Annotated in this window: 19 protein-coding genes; 18 read left to right on the top strand and 1 reads right to left on the bottom strand. The window is 35.7% G+C overall.

What is annotated here, in order from left to right; all coding sequences use genetic code 11:
- The first annotated feature begins 10 nt into the window (after window positions 1–10).
- From HMPREF1151_RS04590 to HMPREF1151_RS04565, 6 genes are read left to right on the top strand one after another with little or no spacing between them, the layout of a single operon-like run.
- The gene (locus HMPREF1151_RS04590) at window positions 11–460 is read left to right on the top strand and encodes an ACT domain-containing protein (protein WP_005379031.1); all 450 of its coding nucleotides are present in this window, start codon (window positions 11–13) and stop codon (window positions 458–460) included.
- Window positions 461–502: 42 nt separating this feature from the next.
- Window positions 503–1,792 (top strand): homoserine dehydrogenase, encoded by a 1,290-nt coding sequence (locus HMPREF1151_RS04585; protein WP_038141268.1) that lies wholly within the window; start codon window positions 503–505, stop codon window positions 1,790–1,792.
- A 4-nt stretch (window positions 1,793–1,796) separates the two neighbouring features.
- Window positions 1,797–2,723, top strand: a complete 927-nt coding sequence (gene thrB / locus HMPREF1151_RS04580) for a homoserine kinase (protein ID WP_005378865.1) — start codon at window positions 1,797–1,799, stop codon at window positions 2,721–2,723.
- A 46-nt stretch (window positions 2,724–2,769) separates the two neighbouring features.
- Window positions 2,770–3,630, top strand: a complete 861-nt coding sequence (gene htpX, locus HMPREF1151_RS04575; protein WP_005379787.1) for a zinc metalloprotease HtpX — start codon at window positions 2,770–2,772, stop codon at window positions 3,628–3,630.
- Between the two features lie 18 nt (window positions 3,631–3,648).
- Window positions 3,649–4,056 (top strand): nucleoside-diphosphate kinase, encoded by a 408-nt coding sequence (ndk, locus tag HMPREF1151_RS04570; protein WP_005378852.1) that lies wholly within the window; start codon window positions 3,649–3,651, stop codon window positions 4,054–4,056.
- Between the two features lie 21 nt (window positions 4,057–4,077).
- Window positions 4,078–4,593: a cob(I)yrinic acid a,c-diamide adenosyltransferase gene (locus tag HMPREF1151_RS04565; protein ID WP_009661319.1), complete on the top strand. Its 516-nt coding sequence runs from the start codon at window positions 4,078–4,080 to the stop codon at window positions 4,591–4,593.
- Between the two features lie 38 nt (window positions 4,594–4,631).
- On the opposite strand, the gene HMPREF1151_RS04560 is transcribed toward HMPREF1151_RS04565, so the two are convergent.
- A complete protein-coding gene (locus HMPREF1151_RS04560) occupies window positions 4,632–4,970 on the bottom strand; it encodes a hypothetical protein (protein ID WP_005379051.1) in 339 nt (112 codons plus the stop codon).
- Window positions 4,971–5,034: 64 nt separating this feature from the next.
- On the opposite strand from HMPREF1151_RS04560, the gene cobU reads away from it, so the two are divergent.
- The 12 genes from cobU to HMPREF1151_RS04500 all read left to right on the top strand — a co-directional run bounded on the left by cobU (window position 5,035) and on the right by HMPREF1151_RS04500 (window position 15,093).
- On the top strand, window positions 5,035–5,613 hold the full coding sequence (gene cobU, locus HMPREF1151_RS04555) for a bifunctional adenosylcobinamide kinase/adenosylcobinamide-phosphate guanylyltransferase (protein WP_005379783.1): 579 nt from the start codon (window positions 5,035–5,037) through the stop codon (window positions 5,611–5,613).
- Window positions 5,606–7,132, top strand: a complete 1,527-nt coding sequence (locus HMPREF1151_RS04550; RefSeq protein WP_009661129.1) for a cobyric acid synthase — start codon at window positions 5,606–5,608, stop codon at window positions 7,130–7,132. Before cobU ends, HMPREF1151_RS04550 begins: the two co-directional genes overlap by 8 nt.
- Window positions 7,133–7,137: 5 nt before the next feature.
- The gene (gene cbiB, locus HMPREF1151_RS04545) at window positions 7,138–8,130 is read left to right on the top strand and encodes an adenosylcobinamide-phosphate synthase CbiB (protein WP_038141318.1); all 993 of its coding nucleotides are present in this window, start codon (window positions 7,138–7,140) and stop codon (window positions 8,128–8,130) included.
- A 7-nt stretch (window positions 8,131–8,137) separates the two neighbouring features.
- A complete protein-coding gene (gene cobS / locus HMPREF1151_RS04540; protein WP_038141266.1) occupies window positions 8,138–9,025 on the top strand; it encodes an adenosylcobinamide-GDP ribazoletransferase in 888 nt (295 codons plus the stop codon).
- Between the two features lie 45 nt (window positions 9,026–9,070).
- Window positions 9,071–9,949 (top strand): GHMP kinase, encoded by an 879-nt coding sequence (locus HMPREF1151_RS04535; protein WP_009661188.1) that lies wholly within the window; start codon window positions 9,071–9,073, stop codon window positions 9,947–9,949.
- A 13-nt stretch (window positions 9,950–9,962) separates the two neighbouring features.
- Window positions 9,963–11,093 carry a histidinol-phosphate transaminase gene (locus HMPREF1151_RS04530; protein WP_009661269.1) on the top strand — a complete coding sequence of 377 codons (1,131 nt, stop codon included), beginning with the start codon at window positions 9,963–9,965 and terminating at the stop codon, window positions 11,091–11,093.
- 9 nt (window positions 11,094–11,102) lie between these two features.
- Window positions 11,103–11,741, top strand: coding sequence for an alpha-ribazole phosphatase (gene cobC, locus HMPREF1151_RS04525; protein ID WP_009661061.1), 639 nt, complete (start codon window positions 11,103–11,105; stop codon window positions 11,739–11,741).
- A gap of 35 nt (window positions 11,742–11,776) precedes the next feature.
- Window positions 11,777–12,472: a pseudouridine synthase gene (locus tag HMPREF1151_RS04520; RefSeq protein WP_009661194.1), complete on the top strand. Its 696-nt coding sequence runs from the start codon at window positions 11,777–11,779 to the stop codon at window positions 12,470–12,472.
- 70 nt (window positions 12,473–12,542) lie between these two features.
- Window positions 12,543–13,616: a Xaa-Pro peptidase family protein gene (locus tag HMPREF1151_RS04515; protein WP_009661114.1), complete on the top strand. Its 1,074-nt coding sequence runs from the start codon at window positions 12,543–12,545 to the stop codon at window positions 13,614–13,616.
- Window positions 13,617–13,631: 15 nt separating this feature from the next.
- The gene (gene efp / locus HMPREF1151_RS04510; protein WP_005378924.1) at window positions 13,632–14,189 is read left to right on the top strand and encodes an elongation factor P; all 558 of its coding nucleotides are present in this window, start codon (window positions 13,632–13,634) and stop codon (window positions 14,187–14,189) included.
- Window positions 14,190–14,320: 131 nt separating this feature from the next.
- On the top strand, window positions 14,321–14,710 hold the full coding sequence (locus tag HMPREF1151_RS04505) for an Asp23/Gls24 family envelope stress response protein (RefSeq protein ID WP_005379016.1): 390 nt from the start codon (window positions 14,321–14,323) through the stop codon (window positions 14,708–14,710).
- Between the two features lie 11 nt (window positions 14,711–14,721).
- Complete coding sequence (locus tag HMPREF1151_RS04500; protein ID WP_009661219.1) at window positions 14,722–15,093, top strand: Asp23/Gls24 family envelope stress response protein; 372 nt, start codon at window positions 14,722–14,724, stop codon at window positions 15,091–15,093.
- Window positions 15,094–15,099: the final 6 nt, after the last annotated feature.

The following is a 15,099-nucleotide window of genomic DNA, read 5'->3' as shown; positions in this document are numbered from 1 at the left end:
GAGAATTAGTATGACAAAACCGAAAAAGGACAAATTTTATTTAGTTCAAGAAGATATTTTACCAGAAGCGATTAAGAAAACGATTAAAGTAAAAGAGATTTTGAAACTAGGTGAAGTAAAAACCATAAATGAAGCTGTTGAGAAAATGGATTTAAGTCGATCTGCTTATTATAAATATAAAGATTATGTATTTCCATTTTTTGAGATTGCTCAAGGAAAAATTGTTAGCATTACCGTTTCAATGTCCAATGAATCAGGTATGTTATCAAGTGTTTTAAAAGCAATAGCCGATAAAAACGGAAGTATCTTGACCATAAATCAAGATATTCCATTACAGGGTATTGCTAATAGTAGTATTTCTTTCGAAACCAAAAACTTGCAAGGTTCCTTAGAGGAATTATTACATGATATTCGCAATATGAAAGGAATTATTAAAGTAGAAATTTTAGGTCAAGCATAATATAAATATTATATTGACCAGTCAGAAGAGAGTAGGACCATTATGAAGACCGTTAAAATAGCCTTATTAGGATTTGGTACTGTTTCCCAAGGAACTTTTAATTTATTACAAGATAATGTCGATTTGATTACTAACAGAAGCGGTGTAACTATCGAGATTTCAAAAATATTTGTTCGCAACCCAGATAAATACACAAATATTACACTACCAAGCACTGCACAATACGTGACTAACATTGATGATGTTCTTAATGATGAATCGATTGCTATTGTCGTTGAATTAATGGGGGGCACAACATTTGCGAAAGATTGTGTTGAAGCAGCTTTAAAACATGGAAAAAGTGTTGTTACAGCCAATAAGGATTTATTAGCAGAAGCAGGCCCATATTTATTTGACTTAGCGTATAAAAACCACGTAGATTTACGTTTTGAAGCCTCTGTATTAGGTGGCATTCCAATTATTAGAACATTATACGATTCCCTTGGCGGTAATCGCATTACTGAACTTGTTGGTATTATGAATGGTACTACAAACTTTATTTTATCTAAAATGACAGATGAAGGATTAAGCTACGGGGATGTATTAAAAGAGGCTCAAGATTTAGGCTATGCAGAAGCTGATCCAACTGCCGATGTAGAAGGATTAGATGCAGCTCGTAAACTTGCTATTTTAGCATCCATTAGCTTTAACCGTCGTATATTCTTCGAGGATGTAACTGTAGAAGGTATTACTAAAATTGATACAGAAGATATTTCCTTTGGTAAGGAATTTGGATACAATATTAAACTTATTGGCATTGCAAAAGAATCGTCAAAGGGTTTATCTCTCAATGTATACCCTGCTTTCGTACCATTAACACATCCACTTGCATCTGTACGCGGCTCGTACAATGCAATTTATATCAAGGGTAATGGCATTGATGATGCCATGTTCTATGGACGTGGCGCCGGTAGTTTACCAACAGGCAGCTCCGTTGTTAGCGATATTATGGAAGTAGCTAAAAACGTAGCTTTTGAAGCTACAGGACGTTTTAAACCATTCTACTTTGACCAAAAGAATATTTATTCCCCAGGTAAAATACAATCCAGTTACTATATGCGGTTAGCTGTTGATAATAAAACTGGTGTTCTTGCAAAGATTGCTACAAAATTAGCAGAGCAAAAAATCTCTGTTCTTTCAATCGTTCAACGAAATAAAGATCCTGAAACAGCAGTACTTGCTATTGTGACTTCTAAATGTCCACATTCCTATATTTTAAATTTAATTGATTCTTTTAACAGCTTGCGATCTGTGAAAGATGTATGTAGTGTAATCAGAATTATGGAAGCGTAATATTATGACAACAATTCGTGTACAAGTGCCTGCTACAAGTGCCAATTGCGGACCAGGTTTTGATTGCCTTGGACTAGCATTAAATCTATATAATATTTTTGAATTTACACCTGATGCAAATGCTACATCTTTTAGCTATACATTTCATGGATATGGCGCTGATATATTAGAAAAAGAAGATCCTAAAAAGAATCTCATCGGCATAGCTATTGAACAAGTATTTGCTAAAGCACAAGAACCAATACAATATGGTCATATAACTTCAGAAACACTGATTCCGCCATCACGTGGCCTTGGTAGTAGTAGTACCGCTATTGTAGGTGGGCTTTTACTAGCCAATAATCTCGTAAATAAACCGCTTTCAAAAGAAGAGTTACTCATCATTGCCAATCGTATGGAAGGGCATCCAGATAATGTGGCACCAGCCATTTTTGGTAATCTTTGTTGTGCTACAGGCCTAAAAGATAAAGTGTTGAATACAGTTATCCCTGTACCAGAGTCACTTCATTTTGCTGTAGTCGTACCAGAGGTATTAGTTTCTACAGAATATGCACGATCTGTATTACCAAATCATGTGCCTTTTAAAGAGGCTGTTCAAAATGTGAGTCATGCATCGTTATTTGTAACTAGTTTAATTACGAACCAATTGGATAATCTTGCGGTTGCCTTGGAGGATAATCTCCATGTACCGTATCGAAAAACGTTGATTCCACATTGTGATAAGGTATTCTCTGCCGCAAAAGCCGCTGGAGCTTATGGTGCAACTATCAGTGGATCTGGTTCTACCTTGATTGCATATACAGATAAAGCTCACGTACAAACAGTAGCTGATGCAATGGGGCAAATCTTTGATTTCCATGGTATTGAGAACAAGGTATATGTGTTAGAGGCAGATACAGCAGGAGCCACAACTATTCAAAATGTGGTATAATAAATCTAGTTAAGGCATAGTCCAAAAACTTATGTTGGAGGACTCTATGAATAATTTTAAAACAACAATGTTACTAGCCACTTTAATAGTGATACTAGTATTATTAGGCGATGCCTTTGGCGGCGCTCGTGGAATGATGTTAATGTTCATCATATCTGCAGGCATGTCAATAGCATCGTATTGGTATAGCGATAAGATTGTGTTAGCACAATACAATGCACAACAAGTTACCGCTCAATCAAACCCAAAACTATATGGTATGGTTGAACAATTGGCTAAAAACGGTAAACTACCAATGCCAAAGGTTTATATCATCCCTACGGACGTACCAAATGCATTTGCAACTGGTCGTAATCCAGAACATGCTGCGGTAGCTGTAACAGCCGGAATTCAACGTTTATTAACAGATGATGAATTAGCGGGCGTTTTAGGTCATGAATTAACACATGTTAAAAATCGTGATACCCTAATTAGTACTATTGCTGCCATTATTGGAGGCGCTATATCTACTATTGCCCATTTTGGTATGTTCTTTGGTGGTCGCTCTGATGACCGCGATGATAATGTCAATCCACTTGCGTTGATTGGTATGGTTATTTTGGCGCCTATAGCAGCTGCTATTATTCAGATGAGTATTTCTCGTACTCGTGAATATTTAGCTGATGAGGGTGGGGCTATGTTAAGCAAGAACCCTTTAGGACTTGCATCGGCATTGGCTAAAATTGAAGAATATTCTAAATATGGAACATTACCTAATGCCAATAATGCTACAGCGCATATGTTTATAATTAATCCTATGATGGGTATTGGTGCTAGTTTATCGAATCTTTTTAGCACACATCCTAGTACTAAGGATCGTATTGCTAGATTGAAAAAACTATCTCTAAATCCACATTATAGATTTTAATAAAAGGGAGGTTTAAAGATGGAAGAAACTTTAGTTCTCATTAAACCAGATGGTGTAAAACGTCAAATCTGTGGTGAAATTCTTACACGTTATGAACGTAAAGGCTTAATCATTAAAGCTATGAAATTACTTCAAACTCCAAAAGAATTAGCACAAGAACATTATGCAGAGCATAAGGATAAACCATTCTTTGGTGAATTGGTTGATTTTATCACTTCTGGACCTGTACTAGCTTTTGTACTAGCTGGTAAAAATGCCGTTACTTCTGTACGTACTATCAATGGTGCAACTAATCCTGTAGATGCCACACCTGGTAGTATTCGCGGTGACTATGCCTTAACTATGGATTCTAATGTTGTACATGCATCTGATTCAGTTGATTCAGCAGCACGTGAAATTCATTTATGGTTCCCAGAATATAAATAACATCTAATTAGGAGGTAAGCCATGGGTAGTAGTGTTTATACAAAAACAGGTGATCAAGGTACAACAGGTCTTTATACAGGTGAACGTGTAAAGAAATCTTCTCTTCGCGTTGAAGCCTATGGTACGATTGATGAGCTTCAATCCTTCTTGGGATTAGCTCGAGCCTATGCAAAGAATGTAAGAGTACAAGCTGAGTTACTCGATATAGAACGTTCCTTATGGACCTTAATGGCTGATATTGCTAGCTTGAATCAAGCACCACAAATAACAGATCAACAAGTAAAACATTTGGAAAAGGTTATCGACCGTTTTGATGCAAAATTAGAACCTCTTGCAGAATTTATTCTACCTGGTGAAAATAAATCTTCTGCCTACTTACATGTATCTAGAACAGTTGCTCGTCGTGCAGAACGTGATTTATGGCGTGTATTAGACGATGGTGAAAGCGTACATGAATCTAATTTGCGATACTTAAATCGACTATCTGATTTATGCTTCATATTAAGTCGTGTAGAAGAAGAAATCGGAGAAGAATAAACAAAAAAAGCTATGTCTTCACATAGCTTTTTTCTTTATTAAGATTGTGTAATTTCTTGATTCAATACATCATGTGGACTTGGATAGAAAAAGAAGATATGAGGAATTTGATATCTAAATTTTTCACGCAATAAATCTGCTAATGTTGTCTCAAAATTTATAATTTTAGATGCATCAAAAGAAAAATCCTCTACTAATACAAACATTTGTGGTTCCACAATAGGTGCATTAGGAGGTAATTCAGAAGGGTCTAGCGGTACATTAACAACTACACGACATGTACCAATATATCCACCTTGACCATCTTCAATAGCTACACGATAGGTATTTTCCCAAAGGGTAGACATCATTTTTAATTTCATATTCATAATTTCCATAGTGTATCTCCTTTTGTTATACTAATAATGATACAGAAATTATATATACTTGTATAGGTGGTTTATGAAATCTACAATTATTCTATGCTCCGGAGGAGCTCGTAGTGGAAAAAGTGAATTTGCAGAACAATTAGCCTTATCCTTAAAAGGGCGAAAGGCATATGTTGCTACAGGGCAAGCTTTTGATGACGAAATGAAAGATCGTATTAAAAAGCATCAGTTGCGCCGTGGTAAAGAGTGGATTACCTTCGAAATTCCACTATACTTACACAAAAATTGGGAACAAATTAAGAATGTAAGTGATGTCATCTTGATTGATTGTCTTACAATGTTTACATCAAATCACGTCTTCGCTCATGGGGATATCAATACGCAGGAAGATTCTAATCGTATTGAATCTATTATTTTAGAAGAGCTACGACTATTATTACAGGAAATTAATAACAGTAATGATAAAACTGTTATTTTTGTGACCAACGAAATTGGATTAGGTATTGTACCGGAAAATAAATTGGCAAGATATTTCCGCGATATAACTGGTCGTGTAAATCGAGAGGTTGCTAGTGCTGCCAATAAAATGTACTTAACAATTAGTGGAGTAACCATAGAATTAAAATCTCAGGAGGTTCATATAAATGGCTAAAAAAATCATGTTCCAAGGAACGAGCTCTAATGTAGGCAAAAGTATTTTATGTACTGCATTATGCCGCATTCTTTATCGAATGGGCTATAAAACTGTGCCATTTAAAGCACAAAATATGGCTTTAAACTCCTATGTAACCAAATGGGGTGATGAAATTGGACGAGCACAAGTTGCCCAAGCTGAAGCAGCTGGTATTGATCCTATTGTACAGATGAACCCTGTATTGCTTAAACCTACAGGAAATCAGTCATCTCAAGTCGTATTAATGGGCAAACCAGTTGGTGTCTATAGTGCTAAAGAATATCATACCCATTACTCCTTAACAGCTCTTGATAAGGTCAAAGAATCTCTTGCCTTTCTCGATGAAAATTTTGAAATGATTGTTATCGAAGGGGCTGGTAGTCCTGCTGAGGTTAATTTAAAAGCTAATGATATCGTAAACATGCGTATTGCTAAAATGACACAAGCGCCTGTATTTCTCATTGCCGATATAGATAGAGGTGGTGCTATTGCTTCTATTGTGGGCACATTAGAATTACTCGAACCAGAAGAACGCGATTTAATAAAGGGGATTGTAATTAATAAATTCCGTGGCGATATTAAGTTATTAGAACCAGCATTGACTTTCATCGAAGAAAAAACAGGTAAAAAAGTAGTTGGTGTTATTCCTGCCATAGAAAACCTTGATATTGATGAAGAAGATTCTGTAGCTTTGGAAAATAAAAAGAATGTAGGTTCTAAAGACATTCAAATTGCTGTAATCCAAACTCCTAAAATCTCTAATTTTACAGACTTTGATGCATTGAACTATGAACCAGATGTATCCGTTCGTTTTATCGGTTCTGGAGATGTTATTGGTACGCCTGATTTGATTATTTTACCAGGTTCTAAAAATACATTGGCTGACTTAACATATTTAAAAAACTCCGGCTTAGCTAATGAGATTAAAGAGCTCGCAGAAAAAGGAACTCCTGTAATCGGTATTTGCGGTGGTAACCAAATGCTTGGTACTGCTATATATGATCCGCATCACATGGAAGGGGATATTGAGGAGAGTGAAGGTCTGGGTTTAGTTAACTCTACTACAACCATGAAGGATCAAAAAACGACACATCAAGTCACATTTGATGTTGAGAATTTACATTTCCTTAACGGTACATTTTCTGGTAGTGAACTCGTAGGCTATGAAATTCATATGGGGGATACAACACCAAATGATGATACTGTAAAACGTTGTTTTACCATTACTAAACGTAGTGAAAATCCTATAACGGTCGTAGATGGGTTTATCGATGGTCGTCATCAAGTTATGGGTACCTACATTCATGGTGTTTTTGATAATGATGAATTCCGTCGTTTTATTATAAATCAATTGCGTTTACGTAAAGGATTAGATGAAACACCTGTTGTTTTCCATTATTTCGAACATAAAAACAATGCGTATAATCGTTTAGCAGACATCGTAGAAGAACATTTGGATATGGATTACATTATGACTCTATTAAAGGATAATGGGTGATGTTAATGGATTTAAACATTCTCTTAGAGTGGTTTAAACACTACAACTATGTGTGTATTCCAATTTTGGCATTTATTATTGATACGATTATTGGGGATCCCAATAGTAAGTTTCATCCTGTTGCCCTAATTGGTCGTGTCATATCATTTTATGAGGCTGTATTTTATAAAGATACAGATAATGATACAAAAAAACTTTGGTATGGTGGTATTGCAGTTGGATTTATATTGTTAACCATTTATATCATAGCCTCATTGATTCTATGGATTGGTAGTCTCATTAATGAATGGGTAGAATATTCTATTCAAGTTCTGATCGTGTACATTACTATTTCACCTCGTTCATTAGGTGCGGCTGGATTTGAAATTAATAGATTGCTTAAACAAGGTCGTATCGATGATGCAAGACATCGCGTTTCATGGATTGTAGGGCGCGATACAGAAGATCTTGATGAAAGTGAAATCACTCGAGCCACAGTAGAAACGATATCAGAAAATACTATTGATGGCATAATTTCACCACTATTTTTCTTTATATTAGGTGGTCCTATAGGAGCTATATTATATCGCACAGCTAATACTATGGATTCCATGTTGGGATATAAGAACCAAAAATATATGTTCTTTGGCCGTGTGGCGGCTCGTTTAGATGATATATTAAATTGGATTCCAGCACGACTAACATTCCTATTATTAGTTATTTCTGCCTTTATATTACGATTTGATGGCAAATCCGCATTTCGTATTGGTCTTCGCGATGCCTATAAACATCCTAGCCCTAATGGTGGCTATGCAGAAGCGCCTGTAGCAGGGGCATTGCACATTCGCCTAGGCGGTTATAACCAGTACTTTAAAAAGATGACGTTTCGTGAATATATGGGTGATGCATTAGAAACACTAAATCGACTACATATTACTCGATCTATATATATGATGTATTTGTCAACAATACTTATGATAATCATCACCACCATAGTCGCTTATCAATTTATGGAGTAATACATAGATGACACCTTTCTTTATAGCTTTACAATTTCTAACTAGACTAAAAATAGTAAATCAAACAGAATGGTCCATGGAAGCTTTTGGTAAGTCTGTTGGTACATTTCCTTTTGTTGGATTGATCATCGGTATATTTTTAACCCTAATTTATTTTATATTCTCTCAATTTTTGTCACCTTTGCCATTAATGCTTATTATCGTTATTAGTGAATTTTTGTTCACCGGTGGTTTACATGCTGATGGATTAATGGATACAAGTGATGGACTTTTTTCTGGCCGTGAAAGAGAGAAAAAACTAGAAATAATGAAGGATAGCCGTGTAGGTTCCTTTGGGGTTGTAGCTTTTGTATTTATCACATTGTTAAAATGGCAACTGTTAACTGCAATTCCTATACCTGAATTTATACCTATTATACTTGTAATGATGCCTCTCATGAGTAGATACACATTGATTTTAAGTATTCGCTCTTATCCATATGCTCGAAAATCGGGTATGGGGCAGGCCTTTGCAGTATATGCACCAAAACATGTCATCACATGGAGCACGATTTCTACTTTCTGTATGCCTATTATTATTTGTTTACTTTTATCGTTACTATATGCAATCGCTTTAGGTATAACAAGTATACTTTCGATTCCCTTTATACCATATAACATAGCTATTTTTGGCCTAGCATACGCTTTGGTTGGTTTAATGGAAATCAATATTTTCTCAATGATCGTGAGCTATATCATTAATCGTATTATCAATCACTATATTGTTAAACAACTAGGTGGAACGACTGGTGATACATATGGTTTCGTTGTTGAAGTAACAGAGGTCTTGTTGATATTAGTATATATAATTACGTTGACATTATTATCTTCTGTTGTGAAAGCTCCTATTCTTTAATCATTTAATTATACATAGATTGTTTTATTGTGTAAGGAGGATTTAGTGACTTATTATGTTCGTGCACCAGGCACTTGTGGGGAATTTATCCAAGGGGCCATTGATGGACAATCATTTCTTGTGACATGTCCAATCAATCGCTATTCCTATGCACTGAGCCAGGTAACACATCCATTACCACACTATTATTGCTCCTTACAACCTAAGTCTAGTCAAGCTCGCAACTTAGTAAAGGATATTTTACATATTCCCAGCTGTGACAATACTGCTATCTATATAAGATCAGATATTCTTCAAGGAAAAGGAATGGCATCTAGCTCTGCGGATATAGCAGTAGCCGCAATGGCCACTGCTTTATCATGTAATAGAGCATTAACACCAAAAGAGCTAGAAACCATCTGTTTATCAGTAGAGCCGACGGATGCTGCTTTTTATCCTGGTATTACACAATTTGATTATATAAATGGGTCCATCTGTAATTTTTTAGGAACGTGTCCGCCTTTAAAAATACTAATTTTTGATGAAGGTGGTACTATTGATACTATCTCTTTTAATCAACAAAAAGATTTATCCCACAAAATACAGGAGAAAGAGCCTATCATTAGAGAATCACTAGAGCTCTTCAAAAAAGGTCTAGAAACACATGATATTACGTTGATAGGACAGGCCGCTACATTGAGTGCCTTTGCTAATCAACGTATTTTATATAAACCAAATTTATATGAATTTCATGACATTGGTAATGCTTTTCATAGCGTTGGTACAATCATTGCTCACAGTGGTACAATAATGGGTCTATTATTTCCAAGTGATTATACGGCTATCGATGAATGTAAGCGATACATCGAAAAAAAATTACCTACTTTACAATATATTGATATTGTGGAAACAACAAATGAAGGACTAACATATATAAAACGATAAAGGAGGATCTCCTATGCCAGATACACATGGCGGAAATATCTTTAAATTTTCTCATGACCACAAAATAAATCTATCTGAAGTAACTGATTTTAGTGCCAATATTAATCTATTAGGACCTAGTCCAAAAGGCTTAGAAGCACTAAACGAACGGTTGCGATATATATCTCATTATCCAGATGTTACAAATGATGATGTTATGAATACTATTGCCGATGTATATGGTATAGAAAAAGATTCTATACTTCTTGGTAACGGAGCTGCAGAGCTCCTCTATGCAGTTGGACGATTATCTGGATTTACAGGGGCTTTTGTTCCTGCGCCTGGCTTCTCTGAATACCAAGCCTCTATGGATGCTGCGAACATACCGGTAAGGGAAATTTTTTATCGTCAGCGACAAAATGATGATGGCACCCCATATTTTGAAGTACCTTATTTAGCATTACAAACATTTGCTGCTGAATTAAAGGGTCAAGATGGACGCATTATCGTATTTTTAGGTAACCCTAATAATCCAGATGGAACATTGTTGGATAAACAATCAATCAAGGTATTAGCACAAATGTTAAAAGATGCTAATAGCTTACTTGTTATCGATGAATCGTTCATTGATTTTATTGGTAATGAATCGTTACGAGACAATAGCCACTCTATGCGCGAGCTCATTAATCAATATGACAATGTAATTATCGTACATTCTTTTACAAAATTTTATGCTGTACCAGGACTTCGTATTGGTGCAGTGTTCGCCAATCCTACATTAATACAAGAATTGCGTCAATATATTCCTGCATGGTCTGTAAATACATTGGCACAAGCTTATACTGAATCCGCACTAACCGATACTAAGTATATTAACGATAGTAAGATGGTATTGGCTAATGAAGCAAAGTATATGTATGAATCATTATCTGCTATTAAAGATTTAGTAGTCTATAAGCCATCTGCCAATTATATCTTAATGGAAATTAATAATCCTGATATTACAGTTACAGATGTACAAACTAGATTAGAAAAACATAATCTATTAATTCGTAGCTGTGCTAATTATAAAGGGTTAGGTCCAAAATGGATGCGGATTGCTATAAAAGATCATGCACACAACGTGGAACTTATTCATTTATTAAGTACCATATTTGAGAAATAGGAACACAACATGAAAACATTATATATTATTAGACATGGCGAAACAGAATGGAATAAGATAGGTCGCTATCAAGGCATAACCGATGTTCCTTTGAATGACAATGGAATAGCACAGGCAAAAGCTTGCGCTAATGCATTGAAGAATGTACATTTTGATCGTATTTTATCAAGTGATCTATCTAGAGCCCTCGTAACAGCAGAAACGATTCGTGGTAATCGAAATATCGATATTACAGTAGATTCTCGGTTGCGAGAAATTGATTTTGGTGACTGGGAAAAATTATTGTTCTCAGAAATCGAAGAACGATGGCCAGGCCTTATTGATCAAATGTATCGACAACCTGATATTATCAAGCTACCAAATGGAGAAAGCTTTCAAGAAGTACAAAATCGTGCATGGGATGGCCTTTCAGAATTTATAAGCCAAAATGATGATGACGAAACAATTTTAATAACCTGTCATGGTGGGACGATACGTACACTTTTATGTAAAATGCTTGATATTCCCATTGGTCACTGTTGGAATTTCAGCCAAGGTAATACAGCAATTAATCGCGTATTTTACAATGGTATGGGACCATCGGACCATAATATTTTAAACTTATTAAATGATACTGCTCACGTAGATAACTTAAGAGGGCATGTATAATTGATTCTTTCAAACACTATGAAAGAGGAATTAATATGCGATTAGATAAACTATTAGCCAATAAAGCCTTTGGTAGTCGCAAAGAGGTTCACCAAATTATTAAGGATGGACGTGTTACTGTAAACGGTGTTGTTATCCTAAAAAAGGACCAATCCATACATATAGATGATATCATTGCAGTTGATGGCGTACAAATATCAACAAAACAACAGTATTATATTAAATTTCATAAACCTGCTGGATATATTACGGCTGTAGAAGATCCTACGCATCCTGTAGTGATGGATTTATTACCACCTGAATTTAAGAAAATGGGTGTATTTCCTGTGGGACGCCTAGATAAAGATACAGAAGGTCTATTATTACTCACAAACGATGGTATTTGGGCGCATTCTATCATTAATGGACACAAACATGTGCCGAAGTTATACTATGTGGAATTTAATGGTAAACTCACAAAAGAAGGTATTGAACGTATAGAAACAGGAATAGTATTAGGGGATGGAACCCAATGTAAACCGGCTAATATAGACGTTCTTTCTGAACAGTCTCTACATATAACCATTGAAGAAGGAAAGTACCATCAAGTTAAACGTATGATTGGGGCCGCTGGAGGCGAAGTTACCTATTTAAAGAGATTGTCCATAGGTCATATTACATTAAATGGCATTGAGGCTATTAATACATATTCAGAAATAGACGACCAAGATGTAGTAGACTTTAAAAAATAGCATGAAAATCTATTCAATATAGGCATTTTATGGTATTATAAGGTGTACTTTATAGACTAGGAGCATGATTATGAACGGATTAAATCAGCTACAAAAGTATATTAAAGAACAAGAATTAACTGGTGTCGTTTTAATTGACCCTATAAATTTACATTATTTTGCTGGTTTTACAGGTACCACAGGATTTGCTATTGTCACACAAGATAAAGCTTTCATGATTACCGATTTTAGATATACAGAGCAAGCTACAAAACAATGTGAAGGCTATAAGGTTATTCAATATGAAACATCAGTTATGGATACTCTTGTAGATATTTTTAATGACAATCACATCCACGATGGTCTCTTTGGTATTGAAGGAAAATATATGCCTGTTGATACATATGAAACCTTATGTGATACTTTAGATGAACGCTTTAATTTTACATCTATCAATTTTGCTAAATTACGTGCTGTAAAACGAGAAGATGAATTAGAATTAATGCGTAAAGCTGCTAAAATTGGAGACGATGCATTTGCAGCATTATTACCGCAATTAAAGGTGGGTATGACGGAGAATGACGCGCGTATCATACTCGAATCAGAAATGTTAAAACGAGGTTCAGAGGAACCTTCTTTTGCAACAATTGTAGCATCCGGCAATCGCTCTAGTATGCCTCATGGTGTGGCTAGTGATAAGATTATAGATGCCGGTGATTTTATCACCTTTGATTTTGGCGCCGTGTATAAAGGGTTTCATTCAGATATGACTCGAACCGTCGTTATGGGCCCCGCATCAGAGCAACAAAAGAATTTGTATAGTATAGTTTTAGAAGCTCAAAAACGAGGTGTTGCAGCAGTTCGTGCAGGAATTACAGGCAAAGAACTTGACGCAGTATGTCGTGACTATATACGAGAACGAGGATATACCAAGGAGTTTAATCATGGTACGGGACATGGTGTGGGTCTAGAAATCCACGAAGAACCAGTGGCCAATGCAAAGTCCGATACGGTATTTTCCGAAAATATGATCATTACGGTAGAACCAGGTATTTATCTTTCTGGTGAAATCGGATTGAGAATAGAGGATAGTGTTATTGTTAAAGCTGATGGCTGTGAATTATTAACACATAGTCCAAAAGAGTTAATCGAAATAGGTATTTAGAAGGAGAAGAGTTAGATGATTTCCAGTAATGATTTCCGCCCAGGTGTAACCGTTGAGATCGACGGTAATGTATGGCAAGTAGTTGATTTCCAACACGTTAAACCAGGTAAAGGTGCTGCATTCGTGCGTACAAAAATGAAAAACTTGCAAACTGGTTCCGTAGTAGAACGTACTTTCAACGCTGGTGAAAAAGTGCCAAAAGCACATGTTGACCGTCGTCGTATGCAATACTTATACGAAGCTGATGGCGCATACACATTCATGGACAATGAAACATATGATCAAGTGGAATTGAATGTTGAACAACTAGGTGATGCTAAAAACTTCCTTCTTGAAAACATGGAAGTATCCATCATGTTCTTCCAAGGTATTGTAATCGGTATTGACTTACCTGTAGCTGTAGAACTTCGCGTAGTTGAAACTGATCCTGGTATCCGTGGCGATACTGCAACAGGTGGTAATAAACCAGCTGTATTGGAAACAGGCTACACTGTAAAAGTACCTCTCTTTATCGAAGTAGATGATGTACTTCGTATTGATACTCGTACTGGTCAATACATCGAACGTGCCTAAAACTATTTCATTGATATAGTGGGCCAGATCTTTTAAATGTAATATAGTCCCCCATATATCTTTGTTAAGCTGAGCACTTGTCGTCTATGTCATTATATAGGGACAGGTGCTCTTTTTTGAAAGAGGCCTATATGACTAAGAAAAATACTGAGTTAGAAACTGGTAAAATTAAAATCGCAGACAATGTATATGCTACTATTATTAGTATGACCGCATTGGATACTAAAGGAATCCATCACATGAGTTCTACCTTTAATGATGGGGTTAATACCTTTTTTGGACGTAAAAATGCCCATGAAGGTGTAAAGATTTCCTTTAACGATGACGGAGCAATTTCAGTTACATTATATGTGAGTATCTCCTATGGGTATCGCATACCTGATATTGCACTGCGCTTACAAGAGCGGATTAAAACTGCACTCGTCAATTACACAGAAATAGAAGTTGAAACAATTGACATCGTAGTCCAAGATATTATTTTTGATGATTTTACACCTGAACCAATTCAGCGTAATGAATAATAGGAGGGCCTATGAGTCAAGACGATAAATTAAACTATGGCTTAGATATAACAACAGTAGATATTGCAGATTCCGTCATCATTGATGTTGCTATTAAGCCATTAAGTACAATTCCTGGTATTCATTCTTTAAGTCCACGCTTATATGATGAAATTGTTGATGGTATAACGAACGCTTTTGGACAAAAAAATTTACCAGGCATTAATGTAAAGCATAGAAAAGGCTTTATCGAAATTAATGTGTATATCCGTTGTCTATACGGATACAATGTAATAGATATAGCAAAACAATTGCAGTCTGAAATTAAACAAACACTAAAGAATACGCTTGACCTTGATCACGTAAAGGTTGATGTACATATTGAAGGAATTATCAAAGAATAAGGAGAC

This window comes from Veillonella sp. ACP1 (assembly GCF_000286635.1).
In the GTDB taxonomy this organism is placed as follows: Bacteria; Bacillota; Negativicutes; order Veillonellales; family Veillonellaceae; genus Veillonella; species Veillonella atypica.
This window is presented reverse-complemented; position numbering and strand designations above follow the sequence as displayed.